The 16,641-nt window shown below is 73.1% G+C and carries 11 protein-coding genes; 4 read left to right on the forward strand and 7 right to left on the reverse strand.

Annotated features, from left to right (window positions below):
• The first annotated feature begins 197 nt into the window (after window positions 1–197).
• Window positions 198–1,556, forward strand: coding sequence for a septation protein SepH (gene sepH / locus OVA15_RS05025; protein WP_268143484.1), 1,359 nt, complete (start codon window positions 198–200; stop codon window positions 1,554–1,556).
• A complete protein-coding gene (locus tag OVA15_RS05030) occupies window positions 1,511–1,813 on the forward strand; it encodes a hypothetical protein (RefSeq protein ID WP_268143486.1) in 303 nt (100 codons plus the stop codon). The genes sepH and OVA15_RS05030 overlap by 46 nt, the downstream gene beginning before the upstream one ends.
• Before the next feature lie 83 nt (window positions 1,814–1,896).
• Here OVA15_RS05030 and OVA15_RS05035 read toward each other — a convergent pair whose 3' ends face one another.
• The 4 genes from OVA15_RS05035 to OVA15_RS05050 all read right to left on the reverse strand — a co-directional run bounded on the left by OVA15_RS05035 (window position 1,897) and on the right by OVA15_RS05050 (window position 8,389).
• Window positions 1,897–3,126: an alkaline phosphatase family protein gene (locus OVA15_RS05035; RefSeq protein WP_268143488.1), complete on the reverse strand. Its 1,230-nt coding sequence runs from the start codon at window positions 3,124–3,126 to the stop codon at window positions 1,897–1,899.
• Window positions 3,123–3,713, reverse strand: coding sequence for a DUF5998 family protein (locus OVA15_RS05040; protein WP_268143490.1), 591 nt, complete (start codon window positions 3,711–3,713; stop codon window positions 3,123–3,125). The genes OVA15_RS05035 and OVA15_RS05040 overlap by 4 nt, the downstream gene beginning before the upstream one ends.
• A gap of 94 nt (window positions 3,714–3,807) precedes the next feature.
• Window positions 3,808–5,637, reverse strand: coding sequence for a serine/threonine-protein kinase (locus tag OVA15_RS05045; protein WP_024290327.1), 1,830 nt, complete (start codon window positions 5,635–5,637; stop codon window positions 3,808–3,810).
• Window positions 5,638–5,644: 7 nt separating this feature from the next.
• Window positions 5,645–8,389, reverse strand: a complete 2,745-nt coding sequence (locus OVA15_RS05050; protein ID WP_268143493.1) for a bifunctional acetate--CoA ligase family protein/GNAT family N-acetyltransferase — start codon at window positions 8,387–8,389, stop codon at window positions 5,645–5,647.
• Window positions 8,390–8,507: 118 nt separating this feature from the next.
• On the opposite strand from OVA15_RS05050, the gene OVA15_RS05055 reads away from it, so the two are divergent.
• Window positions 8,508–11,057 (forward strand): DNA gyrase/topoisomerase IV subunit A, encoded by a 2,550-nt coding sequence (locus OVA15_RS05055; protein WP_268143495.1) that lies wholly within the window; start codon window positions 8,508–8,510, stop codon window positions 11,055–11,057.
• Complete coding sequence (locus OVA15_RS05060; protein ID WP_268143497.1) at window positions 11,054–11,611, forward strand: GNAT family N-acetyltransferase; 558 nt, start codon at window positions 11,054–11,056, stop codon at window positions 11,609–11,611. Before OVA15_RS05055 ends, OVA15_RS05060 begins: the two co-directional genes overlap by 4 nt.
• 59 nt (window positions 11,612–11,670) lie before the next feature.
• On the opposite strand, the gene cydC is transcribed toward OVA15_RS05060, so the two are convergent.
• Genes cydC through cydB form a run of 3 tightly spaced genes read right to left on the reverse strand, consistent with a single transcriptional unit; the run spans window position 11,671 to window position 16,638 of the window.
• Window positions 11,671–14,982 carry a thiol reductant ABC exporter subunit CydC gene (gene cydC, locus OVA15_RS05065; protein ID WP_268143499.1) on the reverse strand — a complete coding sequence of 1,104 codons (3,312 nt, stop codon included), beginning with the start codon at window positions 14,980–14,982 and terminating at the stop codon, window positions 11,671–11,673.
• Entirely contained in the window at window positions 14,928–15,575 is a 648-nt protein-coding gene (locus OVA15_RS05070) for a hypothetical protein (RefSeq protein WP_268143501.1), read from the reverse strand. Before OVA15_RS05070 ends, cydC begins: the two co-directional genes overlap by 55 nt.
• The gene (cydB, locus tag OVA15_RS05075) at window positions 15,568–16,638 is read right to left on the reverse strand and encodes a cytochrome d ubiquinol oxidase subunit II (protein ID WP_206390639.1); all 1,071 of its coding nucleotides are present in this window, start codon (window positions 16,636–16,638) and stop codon (window positions 15,568–15,570) included. The genes OVA15_RS05070 and cydB overlap by 8 nt, the downstream gene beginning before the upstream one ends.
• Window positions 16,639–16,641: the final 3 nt, after the last annotated feature.

The following is a 16,641-nucleotide window of genomic DNA, read 5'->3' on the forward strand; positions in this document are numbered from 1 at the left end:
CAGCCGGCTCCGAAGGGTCCGTGGAGTCCGGGCGCAGCGCGCCGTGCAGGCCCCCGATGCGCGTAGTCTGCCCACGACCACTAGACTCTGCGCAGATGCGGACCGGGACGCGTCCGCCGGCTGGGCCGGCACCGGCTCCCCCGAGAGGCGGAGCCGACCACGGCGTCCCCCGGAGCAAGCGACCTGCGGAAGGCTGGATGAGCATGGACGAGCTGCGCCTGGAAGGCGTCCACGACGACGGCGAGCACCTGGTGCTCAGCGACTCCTCCGGACGCCGCAGCCTCCTGGCAGTGGATCAGCAGCTGCGCCAGGCGGTCCAGCGAGCACGCCGCGTCCCGGCGCGCCGCCAGCGCCAGGGCGCTGACTTCGGCCCCCGCGACATCCAGGCCCGGTTCCGTTCGGGCGCGTCCGTCGAGGAGATCGTCGAGGAGTCCGGCTGGGAGCCGGAGCGCGTGCGCCGCTACGAATGGCCGATCATCGCCGAGCGCTCGCACATGGCCCGAGAGGCCCAGAAGGTCGAGCTCGGAGCGCGCCGCACCGAGGGCTACCGCTCCGCCTTCGACAGCGCGCCGCTGAGCCTGGCCCAGACGCTGCAGTCCCGTGCCCCTCAGCTCGGGATCGCCCCCACCTCCTTCGACTGGGATGCCTGGCAGCGTCCCGATCTGCTGTGGACCGTGGCCGTGCGCTTCCGGGTGGTCGATCCCGCCAAAGCGCCGCAGGACCTCGTGGACCAGCAGTCGCTGGCGCAGTGGGTCTTCAACCCCGCCAACCTCTCCGTGAGCCCTGAGCCCGGCTGGGCCCAGCACCTCACCGGGGACGACGAGCCCGAGGCCCCGCGCGACGATGTCTTCGGCCAGCGCCGCCCGGCGGCTTCGGCAGCCGCTGTCGGCACCTCGAGCGACGACGCCGCCCGTCCGTCCGCCTCGAGCCAGACTGCCGCCCGCACGGCCTCCTCCACCGAGGACACCCATCCGGGCACCTCCGACGGCGACGCCTCGTCAGCTCCGAGTGCCGACGAGCCCGCCCCGGCGGCGCAGGGCGGATCGCACCCGGGTGCCGATCGCCTGCACCGCGAGGACGAGGCCCGCACCACCGAGGAGCTGCTCGAGGTCCTGGAGACCCGCCGCGGCCAGCGCCTGGGGGCCGACGAGGGCTCCGACGACCAGCTCGCAGAGATCCTCGGCCGCTCCATGGGCCACGTGGACTCCCGCCCGCGCCCGATCTCCGCCCCGGACGATGCTCGGCTCTTCGACCGGACGATCCAGCCGGGCCACCGTGCCCAGCCCGAGTCCTCCGCCGGCGGCGACCCCGTCGAGCCGGCCGAGTCGGCGGACCAGGACCGCAGCGCCTCCCCGCCGAGTCCCAGGAGGACGCGCGCATCCAGCGGCCGGTCGATCAGGACCGGCCGTCGGAGCCGGTCGAGGACTCGGATCCCACGCACCACCACGAGGCCACGATCCACCACCTGGGCCGGGCGGATGCCGGTGCCCCGCAGCACCACGCCGACATCGTGGAGATCACCGACGAGGACACCGAGCCCGCAGCGCCTCGCCTGAGCACCGTGCGGTCCGAGCCTGCCGCTGACGATCACGAGGACTCCGCCTCCGCTGCCGACGATCGGCGCGACGCTTCTCGGGAGCAGCCCACCCAGGCTGCGGCCTCCCCGCAGGATCAGCCCGAGGACGAGTCGCAGGACAGCCAGCAGGACGGCGATCGTCGTCCCCGCCCGCGCGGTCGGGTCGGCGGCGCCAAGCGCACCCGGTCGTCCGTGCCCAGCTGGGACGACATCGTCTTCGGCGCCAAGAACGACTGAGGACCCTCCCGGGATGCGCATCGGCTCCCTGTCTCCTCGAGGAGGAAGGGGGCCGAACGCCTGTCGGAGGCTCGTCTGCGGCCTCAGGCCAGGCGCAGCAGCGGGACCCTGGTCTCGGCCGGCGTCACGGCGCCGTGCTGACCGACCATCTGCAGCGTCTGCGGACCGATGCGGGAGAGATCATGCAGCGCCAGGTCATCCTCCAGCGGCGTGATCACCAGGTCGCCGATGCGTCCCACGACCTCGGGGCGCAGGTCCTCGACGGGGCCGAACCAGCCGCCGTCGAGCATCTCCTCCCGCGTCTGAACACGCACCCGCTCCCCCAACTCCGAGGCCTCCCAGCGCTGACGGACCCGCTCCTGCAGCTGCTGACGCTGCTGCGCGGACTCGCAGGGCTCCAGGTGCAGCTGGAGGCAGCGGGGCTCACCGGCGCTGGTGCGGACGTCGTCGAGCAGACCGGGCACCTGGGTGAGATCCACGCGGCCCTCTCGGGGGACGTCGACCATGCCGTGATCGGCGGTGAGCACCACGGAGGTGGACCCGGGAAGGCGCGCGCACAGGCGGCGCAGGGAGCTGTCGAGCTCCTCCAGCTCGTGGATCCACTCTGAGGAGCCCCAGCCGTGGCGGTGCCCCGTCTTGTCCAGGTCGTCCCAGTAGAAGTACATGAGTGCGCGCTGACCGGCCCGCAGGTTCTCCTGGGCCGCCTTGGTACGGGCGAACACGCCGTCCGCTGCCACGAAGCGCCCGCCGCGCAGCGCCGCGCGCGTCAGGGCCGAGTCCTGGAACTTGCCGCGACTGACCGTCACGGCGTCCAGGCCCTGCGCCTCGAGGCGCTGCAGCACGGTGTCGCGCGGCTGCCACACGAGCGCATCCACCCGCGGATCCCAGCCGCCGAGCATATTCACCGTCTGCCCCAGCTGCGGGGAGTAGGAGTCGTAGCCGGTGAGACCGTGCACGCCCACCGGCAGCCCGGTGCCCAGCGCCGCCAGCGACGAGGCGGTCGTGGACGGGAAGGCGGCGTCGAGCTCGCCGAGGTCCTCGGCACCGCGCAGGAACGGGGCGTACGAGCTGCGGGCCTCGAGCTGCTCCAGCCCCAGCCCGTCCACCAGCACGACCACCATGCGCTGGGAGGCCGGCAGCCCCAGCACGTCCTCGAAGCCCTCGGCCCCGATCGCTGCGGCCGCCGAGGTCATGACGTCGGCGATGCTGCGGGATCCGTAGCGAGGAGGGCGCGCGATCGCGGCTTGAGGCTCCTGCTCCGGCGGGACGGCCCAGAAGTCCGCCCCGGCTGAGTCGCCGGCGGAGCCGGTCATCGTCCGACCCGCTCCACGGCGCTGCGGCGCAGGCTGCGGGCGAACTCGCGGGCGCCCTCGACCGCCTCGTCGCCGTCGGCCTCGGCGCTGATCCGCAGAGAGACGTCCTGCACGGCGCTGACTCCCGTGTAGCCGTGGTCGGCCTCGCACTGGGGGTCCTCGCAGCCGGCCGGCTGCAGATCGATGTTCCGGGTGCCGGTCCAGGCGATGTTGAGGTTGACCTCGCTGATCGGGTGGCCGGTGCGGTACTGCTGCGGCTTGTAGTACGCGTAGGTCAGCGTCACGGAGTTCACCCGGGAGGCGGCCACGGACTCGGTCGAGGCCAGGGCCAGCACCTCCTGGCCCTCCTGGTCGTACTCCTGATCATCGACGTGCGTGATGTGCAGCAGGCCCTCTGCGAGCACGAGCACCGTGATGTGGCGGTGGATCTCATCGCGGTCGAAGGTGGTCTCCAGCTGGACCAGGTGCGACTCCGGGGCCGCCCCGTCCAGGGCGTCGGCCATCACGTCGATCACGAGCTGCGGGTAGTAGCCGGCGCGCTCGATGTCCTGGCGCAGCTGCTCGCCGCGCGGTCCTGACTGCGTCATCTGCCTGGTTCCCTCCTGAAGGGACGTGTCTGCGAGTTGCGAGAAGGGCGCTGCTCGTGCTGTGGGTCCTCGCCCTGTCACCGCCTGCCGGGGATCAGCCGCCGAAGGAGTTGCCGCCGGAGCCGCCGAGCTGCGTGCCGCCCATGCCGCCGTCCTCGGGGTCCTGGGTGACGTACGTGGTGGGAACGCCGGTGGACTCCTCCGTGCCGCTCGAGGTGGGATCGGTCGGGGTCGGGTCCTCACTGCCCCCGGGGCTCATCAGCACCGCGATCAGGATCGCGGCCGCGAGGAGCACCGCGCCCACGCAGCCGATGACGACCCAGCCGCCGGCGCCGTTGACTCCCATGAACGACAGCGGACCGCTCTTGGCGCCGGAGCGCGACGACCCCGCGGCCGGGCTCCCTGCGGCACCCCCGGAATAGGCCGGCGCCGCCGTGTAGCCGGTGGTCCGGGAGGCGCCGCCAGCAGGGGCGCTGCCCTGGGACGCACCGCCGAGCGGCACCTGTGCCCCGGGGGCGGTGCTGGGGCTCGGGGGCTGCTCGTGCAGGGTTTCCCCGGTGCTTCCTCCCGCAGCGCCCGGCACGTGGGCGGGCTGATCCTGCGGGCGGACGGGGACCGAGGCCGGCGTGTGGGCGCCGGCCCACGAGATGCTGCGCTGAGGGGCCGTCGCACGGCCCGAATCCACGACCGGGACGGTGCCCAGCAGAGCAGCTCGGCTGTGCTGGCCCTGCGGCAGCGGACCCTGCACGGCAGCGCTCGCCGTCCCGCCGCCTACTGGCGGGGCCTGCGCCGCGACTTCGCGGCCATCGCCGCCCAGGCCCGAGGGCATGCCGCTCAGCGCCGTGCCGGCCGGGCCTGAGCTGGGCCCGACGAGCGGCACGCCACCGGGCGGAGGCGTGCCGAAGCCTCCGCTGAGGCGGCCGCCCGCGGGGGCGTCGATCTGCTGGGCGCCGGGCTGCTGCGGGACGACCGTGGTGCTCAGGGTGCGCTCTCCGGCCTCACCGGACTGCGAGATGTTCTCCCCGGTGCGCTCTTGCTTGGGCGGCTCGGCGTGGCCCGAGACGATGTCCTGCCAGGCCTCCGGCAGCGGGTCCAGGGTCTGGAAGATCTCGAAGGTCTCGCCGTCGCGGGTGGTCGCCTGCCCGAAGTCCTCCCCGGCAGAGGACTCGAGCCGCTCCATCAGCGACAGGGCGCCGTCGTGGCGCACCGCGGGATCGGGGTCCAGCAGCGCCGCCACCTCGGCACCCAGCAGGGAGTCCTCGCCGAAGGCCTCGAGGGCGTCCTCGGGGGTGGGGGTGATGCCGCGCTCGGCGTCCGGGCGGACCATGCGCATGGCCACCACGCCGGCGGCGAAGAGGTCCTGCGAGGGATCCGGATCCGCTCCCTCGAGAAGCTCGGGGGCGATGTAGCCGGGTGTTCCCACGACCGTGCCGATGCGGGTCAGGCGGGCGTCCTCGCCCTGCGTGGCGATGCCGAAGTCGGCCAGTCGAGCCAGGGGACGCCCCGTGCCCGTGGCATCCATCATGAGGTTGGCGGGCTTGACGTCGCGGTGGATCCAGCCCTCCGCGTGCACGAACTGCAGGGCCGAGATCAGCTGGCGCAGGATCTCCTCGGCCACCTTGTCCGAGAAGGCGCCGTGGTCCTGGATCGCGTTCTCCAGGGTGCCGCCGTCGCTGAGATCCATGGCGATCACGACGTGCTCGTCCTCGGCCGCCCAGCCGTAGGGGGCCAGCACATGCGGGTGATGGATCTTCACGGACTGCTCGCGCACGAAGCGCAGGAGGTCGGCGGAGTCGCGCTGGCGCAGGACCTTTGCGGCGCACACGTGGTTGCGCCGCTGGTCCCAAGACCGCCAGACCGTCCCGGAGCCGCCGCGGGCGATGGGATCGATGAGCGTGTACCGGCCGGCGATGGTATCGCTCATGGCCCGCTCACCTCCGCATCGCTCGTCGTGCACTGTCCGTTCGGTCCTGGGCGTTGCCCAGTCGGATGTCGGCATCCAGCACCGTCAGCCGCTGACTGGACAACAGTACCGGGTTCAGCTCGAGCCGGGCGATCTGCGGGTGGCGATCCTTCAGCAGCGAGACCCGCATGATCAGCTCCTCGAGCCGTGCGACGTCCAGCGGCGGCTGTCCCTCGTGGCCGAAGAGCTTCCGCGCGGCCTTGGGCTCGCGCACCATGCGACGGATCTCCAGATCGGTCAGCGGCGGCACGCGATGGGCCAGGTCATCCAGCAGCGACACGGCGTCTCCTGAGACGCCGAAGGAGAGCACGGGGCCGATCAGGGGGTCCTCCGTGGCCGTGAGGACCACGGCCTGGCCGGTGGGTGCCATGGCCTGGACGTCCAGCTGCTCGGTGCCCGCGCCGATCTCCCTGCGCATGGAGGTCGCAGCCTCGCGCAGCTGCTCGGGCGTGTCGATGCTCAGACGCACGCCGCCCAGATCCAGGCGCCTGCGCAGATGCTCGTCGGCGGCCTTGAGGACCACGGGGTAGCCCATCCGTGCCGCGGCGGCCAGGCCGTCGTCGATGTCCGTGAAGCGCGCGGTGGGCAGCACCGAGATGCCGTAGGCGCCCAGCAGCTGCGCCGTCCGCTCCCGGTCCAGGCGCAGCAGCATCTCGCCGCGCACCTCCTGCGACCAGCGCTCGATCATGGCCTCGGCGCCCTCGGCGTCGATGTCCTCCGGGACGGTGACCAGATCGTCCTCCTCGTCGCGCCAACGGGCCCAGCGCTGGAGGCCGTGCAGCGCGGAGACGGCCGTCGACGGCGCCTGGAAGACCGGCAGCGTGCGGCCCTGCGGGTCCGTGTGCACCCGCGAGGAGGCGCCGTCGGCGATATCGCCGGTGACGGCCAGCACCACGGGCTTGGCGGCGCGCTCGTCGTCCTCGCCCCGCTGCGCGATCGCGGCGCACACGGCGTCGGCGAGCTCGTCGCCGGAGATGCCGCGGATCGGCATGGTCGCGACCACCACGGCGTCGCTGCGCGGATCCGCCACGGCCTCGGCGACCTCGCGCACCAGGGCCTGCAGGGCCTGCTGGCCGCCCATGGAGGTGTCCACGCGGTCGCGCAGGCGGGCCAGCGGCATCTGCAGCCCCGTGGCGGTGTCCTCCATGAGCCTGGCCAGTGCCATGGCGTTGGAGACCAGGGAGGTGCGCTGACCGCGCGGCAGCGGCTGGGAGGTGCCCACCGCCGCGGTGTCCATCAGCAGATCGGAGGTGGGCACCCGGATGACCCCGGCCTGGTCGAGCATGGCATCCAGCGCCCCAGCGGGGGCCTCGGTGGTGCGGCCCGTGTGCCCGGGCGGCAGGCGCAGCCCAGCGACGTCCGACTTGGCGACCACGACCGGCTTGGTCAGGGCCAGGCGACGGGCGATGCGCGAGAACTTGCGGGGGTTGCCGAAGGACTGCAGGGTCAGCCCGCACACCGCGGTGGCCTGGTCGTCCTCCCAGAACTGCATCATGTCGTTGCCGGAGACGTCGCCGCGGTTGCCGGCCGAGACCATGGTCGACACGCCCACGCGATGCCGCAGCGCAGCCGAGGTCTGCAGCATGCCCAGAGCGCCGGACTGGCTGAACAGCCCCAGGGTTCCCTCCCCCGGCACGGCCGGCAGCACCGTGGCGTCCATGGAGATCTCCGCGCTGTGGTTGACCACGCCCAGCGAAGCCGGCCCGACGACCCGCATGCCGTGGCGGCGGGCGACGGCCACGAGCCGCTGCTGGCGCTGGGCGCCCTCGCGGCCGGACTCCGCCCAGCCGCCGGTCATCACCACGACCGCGTGGGCACCGGCGCGCCCGCACGCCTCGACGACCTCGAGCACCGCGTCCATGGGCACCGTGACGATCGCCAGGTCCAGCTCGCCGTCGATGTCCTCGAGGCTCGCAGCGTACGTCATGCCCTTCTGCTCGAAGGGCGTGGGGTTCACGCCGTAGAGCCTGCCCGTGTACCCGCCGGCCACCAGGTTCGCCACGACCGTGTGCCCGCCGTTCGTCGGATCCGACGACGCGCCCACCACCGCGATCGAGCTCGGGGTGAGCAGCCGGGCGGTGGAGCGGGCCTCGGCGCGGTGCTCGCGCGAGGCCATCACGGACAGGGACCGCTCCGTGGGGTCGATCGAGAAGTCGAGGGCCACCACGCCGTCGTCGAAGCGCCGGGCGACGTCGTAGCCGGCCTCCACGAACACGTTCAGCATCGAGCGGTTCTCGGGCAGCACCTCCGCCGTGAAGCGGTCGATGCCGTTCTCCCGGGCGGCGGCCGCCAGGTGCTCGAGCAGGATGGATCCGATCCCGCGGCCCTGGTGCGCATCCGAGATCAGGAACGCGACCTCGGCCTCCGGGGCGCTGCCCGCACGGTCGTAGCGGCCCACGCCGATCAGCTGCGTGCCCAGCAGGATCACGAAGCACACGCGGTCGCGGTGATCCACGGTGGTGTAGCGGGCCAGCTCGCGGCGGGTCAGCGTGGTCTTGTGGGAGAAGAACCGCAGGTAGATCGTGTTCTCGGACTGCTGGTGGAACATGTCCAGCAGCAGCTGCTGATCCTCCGGGCGGATGGGCCGCAGGTGCGCGGTGGCGCCGTCGCGAAGGACGACGTCCGCCTCCCAGTGCTTGGGATAGCCCGGGTCGGGCGCGGCCTGCTGGCCGGAGGGCTGGGGGCTGTCGGCGGGTGCGGTATCCGGGACCATAGACTGAAGGCTACAGAGGATGCGCTCCCGAGCACTGGTCTCGGGCAACAGTTCCGCGCGCGGTCTCCGCGCGCATCGATCGCGGCGCCGGACCGCGGCTGAGGAGAAGCACCACCCCATGGCCCCACGCAGGAGCAAGGCCCAGAAGTCCGCGCTCGACGAGCTGCCCGCGGACTTCGAGGGCAACGTCGTCGACATCGACGTCACGCGGGAGATGGAGGACTCGTTCCTCGAGTACTCGTACTCCGTGATCTACTCCCGGGCCCTGCCCGACGCCCGCGACGGCCTCAAGCCCGTCCAGCGGCGCATCCTCTACATGATGGATGAGATGGGCCTGCGCCCGGATCGCGGTCATGTGAAGTCGGCCCGCGTGGTCGGCGAGGTCATGGGCAAGCTGCACCCCCACGGCGACTCCGCGATCTACGACGCCATGGTGCGCATGGCCCTGCCCTTCGCCCAGCGCATGCCCCTGGTGGACGGGCACGGCAACTTCGGCTCCCTCGACGACGGCCCGGCGGCCTCGCGCTACACCGAGGCCCGGCTGGCGCCGGCGGCGCTGCAGCTCACGGCGGATCTCGGCGAGGACGTCGTCGACTTCGTGCCCAACTACGACAACCAGTTCATGCAGCCCTCCGTGCTGCCGGCCGCCTACCCGAACCTGCTGGTCAACGGCACCACCGGCATCGCGGTCGGCATGGCCACGAACATGGCCCCGCACAACCTGCGCGAGGCCGTCGCCGGCGCGCGCCACCTGCTCGAGCACCCCGAGGCGAGCCTCGAGGACGTCATGGAGCACATCCCCGGACCCGATCTGCCCTCCGGCGGTCAGATCGTGGGCCTGGACGGGATCCGGGACGCCTACCGCACCGGCCGCGGCTCCTTCAAGACGCGGGCCGCCGTCTCGATCGAGCAGGTCACCCCCCGCAAGCAGGGCATCGTGGTCACCGAGCTGCCGTACATGGTCGGCCCGGAGAAGGTCATCGACCGGATCAAGTCCGCGGTGCAGTCCAAGAAGCTCACCGGCATCTCGGACGTGGTGGATCTGACCGACCGGACCAAGGGGCTGAACCTGGTCATCGAGATCAAGAACGGCTTCAACCCGCAGGCGGTGCTCGCGGCGCTGTACAAGCACACGCCGCTCGAGGAGTCCTTCGGCATCAACAACGTGGCCCTGGTCGACGGCCGCCCCCAGACGCTGGGGCTGCTCGAGATGCTGCGCGTGTACAACCAGCACCGGCTCACGGTCGTGCGCCGTCGCACCGCGCACCGCCTGGGCAAGCGCCGCGACCGGCTGCACCTGGTCGAGGGACTGCTGATCGCGATCGTGGACATCGACGAGGTCATCCAGATCATCCGCAGCTCGGATCAGACTGCCGAGGCCCGCGAGCGCCTCATGACGATCTTCGATCTCACGCAGCTGCAGGCCGATCACATCCTCGAGCTGCGCCTGCGCCAGCTCACGAAGTTCTCCCGGATCGAGCTCGAGCGGGAGAGGGAGGAGCTGGAGCGGGAGATCGCAGAGCTCGAGGCCATCCTGGCCTCCGAGGACCGGCTGCGCGAGGTCGTCTCCGGCGAGCTCACCGCCGTCGCCGAGCTGCTGGGCGACGACCGCCGCACCCGCCTGCTCGAGGCCGATGAGGCTCCCGCGCTGCTGGCCGCCCCCGCGGCCAAGGCCGCGGCCGGGCCCGCGCTGGAGATCGCCGACGACCCCTGCTGGGTCTTCCTCTCCAGCACCGGGCGCATGGCGCGCACGAACGACCGCACGCCGCTGGCCGAGCCGGGGCGCCGGCTCAAGCACGATGCCCTCCGCTCCGTGGTGGCCACCTCCGCCCGCGGGGAGATCGGCGCGCTGACCTCGAGCGGTCGGATGATCCGCGTGCCCGTGATGGACCTTCCGGCGCTGAGCTCCTACGACGGCGCGCCCCGGCTCGAGGAGGGCACCGCCGCCAAGGACTTCCTGTCCCTGGCCAAGGGCGAGCGCCTGATCGGACTCGCCGCGCTGAACGAGGTCGTGGCCATGGGCACCCGTCAGGGTGTGGTCAAGCGGCTGAACGCGGATCACCCGCTGAACCGCGACGACTGGGAGGTCATCAGCCTCAAGGACGGCGACGAGGTCGTGGGCATGGGCCCGGCTCCCGACTCGGCCCAGCTCGTGTTCATCACCGCGCAGGCCAAGCTGCTGACGTTCTCCGCCGAGCTGGTGCGCGCTCAGGGCCGCACCGCCGGCGGCGTGGCGGGCATCAAGCTCGCCGACGACGACTCCGTCGTGTTCTTCGGGCCGGTGGCCTCGCAGGATCCCGACGCCCGCGTGGTCACCTACGCGCGCTCTTCCGAGGCCCTGCCAGAGATGGGCGGCTACTCCGTGAAGGTCACTCCCCTGTCCGAGTACCCGTCCAAGGGCCGCGCGACCGCCGGTGTGCGCTGCCAGCGGCTGCTCAGCGGAGAGACAGGCCTCGTGCTCGCCTGGGCCGGGCACGGGCCCGCCAAGGCGGTCTCCGCCGCCGGCGTGGCCCGCAGCCTGCCCACCGAGTTCGGACGCCGCGACGGCTCCGGCGTGGGCGTGGAGCAGCTGCCGGACGCGATCGGCCCTGCGTGGAGCCCGGTGTCCTCCGCCGCGTCCGCTGCCGAGGGCGCTGACGGCGATGCCGAGAGCGAGGAGCAGGCATGAGCCCCGAGCAGCCCCAGGTCGTGATCGAGCGCGCGGAGCTGGATGATGCCGCCGCGCTGCACGAGATCGCCCGGCGCACCTTCGTGCACGCCACGCCCGAGGATGCCGACCCGGCCGCGATCGACGAGTTCGTGGCCACGAGCCTGTCCGAGGAGGCCTTCCGCGGCCACCTGGACGCTGCGGCCAGCCGGGTGCTGATCGCCCGCCAGGAGCGCACGCCGGTCGGCTACGCCCTGCTGCTGCTCGACAAGGCCCTGCCCGATGACGACGGCCTGGACCGCTTCCAGCCGCTCGTGCAGGGCAGGGGCCTGTTCCTGTCCAAGTTCTACCTGCTGCCCGAGGCGCGCGGCACGGGAGCCTCCACCGCCATGATGCGGGAGTGCTTCGAGCTGGGGCGGCGGATCGGCGCCGATTTCCTGTGGCTGCAGGTCAATGACCGCAACGAGCGCGCCAACGCCTTCTACGAGCGCGCCGGGCTGCAGCGGGTGGGGACGGCCACGTTCCAGCTCGGTGCTCAGGTGCACAGCGACTTCCTGCGCGCCGCGCGGCTCTGAAGCCCGTCCGAGGCGGCCTCGTCTGAGCCCTGCCCCTCCCAGGACGAGCGGAGCCCTGCTCAGCTCAGCCGGGTCAGGGCATCGCAGCGGCGCACGTCCTCGGGCCGGTGCGAGATGATCACCACGCCCTGGGCGTCGGCCGCATGCGCGCCATCGTGCAGGGCGGCCATGACCTGACGTGCTGTGGGCGCGTCCAGGTGCGCCGTGGGCTCGTCCAGCAGCAGCACCGGCGAGCGCGTGAGCATGGCGCGGGCCACGGCCAGTCGCTGGCGCTGTCCTCCGGAGAGCCGCCGACCGCCTGCTCCCACCTTCGTCTCGAGGCCCTCGGGCAGACCGGCCGCGAATCCGCCCAGGCCCACCCTCTCCAGCGCCTCGAGCATCTGCGCGTCGGTGGGGGCTTCCGCACGCTCCCGGGCCAGGGAGAGGTTGCCGCGCAGGGTGGAGTCGAAGATGTATGCGTCCTGCGGGCACCACGCGGAGACACCGCGCAGACGCTGCGACGGCATCGGCTGCCCGTCGAGGCGGATCGTCCCGGAACTCGGCGGGAGGAAGCCCAGCAGCACGGCCAGCGCGGTGGACTTGCCGGAGCCCGACGGCCCCGTGATGCCCCACCAGCGTCCCGGACGGATCTGCCCGCTGAGCCGCGAGAAGGCATCGCGGTGCATCCCGGGCCACCGGGCGCTGAGCCCCTCCACCTCCAGGCGCTCGAACCCGTCGACGGCGCCCTCCTGCGCGCCTGTTTCGTCCTGCGCCTCGGGCTCTGCAGGGTGCGCAGCAGGCTGGGTCCGTCCGACCGCCCGCACCAGTGCTGCGAAGTGCGGCCACTGGCGCGCCGCCTCGAAGCCCTGGGCGACCGGCTCCACCATGGCGGTGCACAGCAGCACGGGGATCGCGGCCACGGCGGCCGAGACCTCCCCCGAGGCCACGGGCCCCCAGGCCAGGGGCACGACGGCGATCGCGGCCGCGAACCAGATCAGCACGGCGAGCCCCTCGCCCAGGCCGCTGACCCAAGCCGCGCGCTGGGCGGCGCGCCGCCCCCGGTCGTCCTGGGCTCGCACGGCGGCACCCACGGCGGCGCCCAGCTGCGCGACCCGCAGATCCGGTGCGGCCTGCAGCGCCCGTGAGCTCAGGCGCAGCGCGGCCGCCGCGGCCTCGTGCTGACGGGCCTCCGCGCGCGCGTCGAGCCCGCGCAGCAGCGTCGGCCCCGCCGCGGCGCTGAGCACCGCCGCGCCGGCGACGGGTGCCACGGCCTGAGGGACCGTGAGCAGGCAGACGACGACGGATCCCGCGAGCACCGGGCCCAGCGCGGCGAGGGGAAGCAGGATCCGGGACAGCGTATCGCGCAGGTCCTCGATGCGGGTGATCAGCCGGTCCAGGAAGACCTCCCCCGTGAGCATGGCGCGCAGCCCCAGCGCTGTGCGGCCGGTGGCCTCCCATGCCCCCAGGCGCAGGCGCCCGGCTGCCCGGAGGGCGACGTCGTGGCTCATGAGCCGCTCGAGGTAGCGCAGCACGGCACGCCCCAGACCGAAGAAGCGCACCCCGGTGACCGCGACCAGCAGGTACATCATCCCGGGCTGCTGTGCCGCCCGCACGATCAGCCAGCCCGACAGCGCGGTCAGCGCGGCGCCGAAGCCGATCACGGCCACGGCGAGGGCTGCGCTGAGCACGGCCCGGGACCAGGAGATCCCGCTCAGGCGCAGGACCGTGCGCACCGTGGCGAAGGGTCCTGGCAGCCGCTGCCCGCGGTCGTCCGGCTGCTCGCCCGGCGCGTCGGCCTCCGCAGCGGATCCGCGCTGCACTGCGTCGGTCTCGACGGGGTCCGCGTTCTCATGGGGTCCGGAGCACGACGGCCGCCGATCGGAGTCCGGGAGGACCCGGGCCCCCCGTGCCGTGAGCTCGAGGCGGTGATCGGCGTCGCCGATCAGGCCCTCGTCGTGCGTCACGACCACGACGATCGCACCGGCCCGTGCCATCCCCCGCAGCCCGGCGGTGATCATGCCGGCGGTGTCCTGGTCGAGGTGGGCGGTCGGCTCGTCGACCAGCACGGTGACGGTCTCCCCGGGGCTGGTGCGCTCCAGCGCCTCGACGGAGGCCATGCAGCGGGCGACGGCCAGACGCCGGGCCTGGCCCGCACTCAGAGCCTCCGGGGCAAGCTTTTCCAGACCGGACAGCCCGACGCCGGCCAGCAGCGACGCCGCGCGCGTGCGGCCTGCGAGCACCGACGGTCCGCTCGGCCCCTCCGTCAGGGCATGCTCGGAGGAGCCCGGCTCCGGCTGCGCACCGCGACTCGGGATCGTGGGCTGCGCCTCCAGGAAGGCCGCCGCGTGCTCGGGCGCCAGGCACAGGGCGATCTCATCGAGCGCCGTCCCCGCCACGAAGGCCGGCGCCTGAGGCACCAGGCGCACCGGGCCGGGCAGCACGATGCGCCCGTCGATCACGCCGGCGGCAGCGGGGTCCTGGTGCCCCGGCTCGGCGCCCGAACCGGACCGGTCGCGCCGATCGGTGCCACGACGAGGAGCCCGAGGGATCAGCCCGGCGATCGCCGAGACGACGGTGGTCTTGCCGGCCCCGGACGGGCCGCTCAGCGTGGTGATCCGCCCTGCCGAGGCGCTGAGATCCAGCGGCCCGATCGTCTCGGCGCGGCCATCGTGGCGGACTCGCAGCCCCTCCACCAGCAGCTGAGCGGGCTGCCCCTCGGTCGCGACCGCTGCGGTGCCTGCCGATTCCGGCCGTTCGGCCGCGGAGGCCCGCTCGGTCGCCGGCTCTCCGGACGGGCTCGACAGCAGCCGTTCGGAGCGGCGCAGGGCCTCGACGCCCTCCTGCGACTGGTGGTAGGCGGTGCCGACATCGCGCAGGGGCTGATAGCACTCCGGGGCCAGCAGCAGGACCATCACGGCGGTGTCCAGGCCCATGCCGCCCTCGACCAGCCGCACGCCGATGAACACGGCCACCAGAGCCACCGACAGCGTGGTGATCAGCTCGAGGGCCAGCGAGGACAGGAAGGCCGAGCGCAGGGTCTGCATGGTGCTGCGACGGTGCTCGTCGTCCAGATCCGCGAGCGCGCGGGCCTGGGCGCGGTCGCGGCGCAGGCCCACGAGCACGGGCAGCCCGCGGGCCAGCTCCACGATGTGGCGCGACAGGCGCAGCTGGGCGTCCTGCGCGCGCCGCGTCTGATCCTGCGTGGTGCGCCCGATGAGGATCATGAACACGGGCACGAGCGGCAGCGTCAGCGCCACGATCAGGGCGCTGACCCCGTCGTGCAGCAGGATCCACAGCCACAGCACTGCCGGAGCGACCCCGGTGGCGACCATGGCGGTCACGGCGCGGACGTAGTAGTCGTCGAGCGCCCCAAGCCCGCGCGAGACCAGCACTGCGGCAGCCCCGCGTGGTCCTCGGGCCCGGCCGACGGGGCCTCGGAGCCGGTGGTCGACGATCCGCTCTCGAGCAGGCGCAGGATCAGGCGCGAGCGGATCTGCGAGATGGTGCCGGCAGCGCCACGACGGGCTGCCACCGCGGTGCCCCACTGCGCCAGTGCCCGCAGCGTCGCGCCGAGCGCGGCGAGCCAGAGCCCGGGCCAGCTCCACCACGGGCCGTCGCCGAGCCAGGCTCCCGGAAGCAGTCCGTCGATGCGGACCAGGCCGGTGCCGATGAATTCGGCCAGTCCCTGCGAGCTGGTCGTGCCCTGCGCGGCCTGGGCGGCGAAGCCATCGACGGCCAGGGCCGCGATCAGGGCGCCGAGACCGGTGGCGAAGGCGATCATGCCCAGCGTCCGGACCAGGCTCAGCGCACCCAGCAGCGGCAGGATGCGACGGGCCTGCGGGCCCAGCGGCGGGCGGCCCGAAGCGCGGCGCGCGGCTCCCGGCCGCTCAGGGCCCAGCCCGCCGTCGCTCGGATGCTGCGCACCGGGCTGCTCGGAAGAGCTCGCCCCGGCAGCGGTGTGCTGCGACGCGCTGCGCTCAGGCACCGGCGCGCGTGGGCATGGTGGTCAGATCCGCATGATCGCCGCCGGAGGGCAGCTGCTCGGCGCGCAGGCGTCGTCGGAAGACCCAGTACGTCCAGCTCTGATACGCCAGCAGGAACGGGACCCCGAAGCCGGCCACCCACGTCATGACCGTGAGCGTGTACGGCGAGGAAGAGGCCGAGGTGATCGTCAGATCGGGCGCGCCGGCCAGTGTGGTGGGCAGCACGGCCGGGTACATGGCGGTGAACACGGCCAGCAGGCCGAGAGCCGCGAACCCGGCCATCCCGGCGAAGCTCCAGCCCTCGCGCCGGCGCGTCCCCGCCAGCCAGGCCGCCGCGACCGACATCACCGCCAGGCAGGTGCACAGCCAGGACAGCGTCGAGCCGGTGGCCAGCTGCACCACGACGACCAGGGCGGCCAGCGGCAGGACGCCCGCGGGCAGGGCGCGCACCAGCAGCGCGCCGGCGCGCTCGCGCACGGGCCCGTCCGTCTTCAGGGCCACGAAGGCCAGGCCGTGCATGAGGCAGAAGCCGACCATGCCGAGCCCGCCGAGCACCGCCTGCCAGCTCAGCCACGACAGCAGCCCGCCTACGCGGTCGCCGTTGTCGTTCAGCGGAAGCCCGGTGGCGGTGATGCTCAGCAGCGCGCCGATCAGGAACGCGATCGCCAGGGAGGACCACGCGGTGATGGCGTTCCAGCGCCGCGACCACGCCTCCGAGGAGCCCTTGCCGCGGTACTCGATGGACACCGCGCGCAGGATCAGCGCGATCAGGGCCAGGGTCAGAGGGAGGTAGAGCCCGGAGAACAGGGCCGCGTACCAGTGCGGGAAGGCGGCGAAGGTGGCCGCTGCGGCGGTGACCAGCCAGACCTCGTTGCCGTCCCACACCGGCCCGATCGTGTTGAGCAGCACGCGCTGCTCCCGGTCGTCACGGGCAAAGATCCGCCCCATGAGCATGCCGACGCCCAGATCGAAGCCGTCCAGGACCACGTAGCCGATCCAGAAGAAGCCGATGACGAGGAACCACGCCGTGGCCAGGCCCGGCTGTCCCGCGAACTGCTCGAACATCTC

This window comes from Kocuria sp. SL71 (assembly GCF_026672465.1).
Taxonomy (GTDB): domain Bacteria; phylum Actinomycetota; class Actinomycetes; order Actinomycetales; family Micrococcaceae; genus Kocuria; species Kocuria palustris.

What these genes read in the sequence shown, in the direction of transcription:
- OVA15_RS05040 (WP_268143490.1), bottom strand. Translation starts at nt 3,713, where the DNA reads ATGACGCAGTCAGGACCGCGCGGCGAGCAGCTGCGCCAGGACATCGAG.
- OVA15_RS05045 (WP_024290327.1), bottom strand. Translation starts at nt 5,637, where the DNA reads ATGAGCGATACCATCGCCGGCCGGTACACGCTCATCGATCCCATCGCC.
- sepH (WP_268143484.1), top strand. Translation starts at nt 198, where the DNA reads ATGAGCATGGACGAGCTGCGCCTGGAAGGCGTCCACGACGACGGCGAG.
- cydB (WP_206390639.1), bottom strand. Translation starts at nt 16,638, where the DNA reads ATGTTCGAGCAGTTCGCGGGACAGCCGGGCCTGGCCACGGCGTGGTTC.
- OVA15_RS05050 (WP_268143493.1), bottom strand. Translation starts at nt 8,389, where the DNA reads ATGGTCCCGGATACCGCACCCGCCGACAGCCCCCAGCCCTCCGGCCAG.
- OVA15_RS05055 (WP_268143495.1), top strand. Translation starts at nt 8,508, where the DNA reads ATGGCCCCACGCAGGAGCAAGGCCCAGAAGTCCGCGCTCGACGAGCTG.
- OVA15_RS05035 (WP_268143488.1), bottom strand. Translation starts at nt 3,126, where the DNA reads ATGACCGGCTCCGCCGGCGACTCAGCCGGGGCGGACTTCTGGGCCGTC.
- OVA15_RS05060 (WP_268143497.1), top strand. Translation starts at nt 11,054, where the DNA reads ATGAGCCCCGAGCAGCCCCAGGTCGTGATCGAGCGCGCGGAGCTGGAT.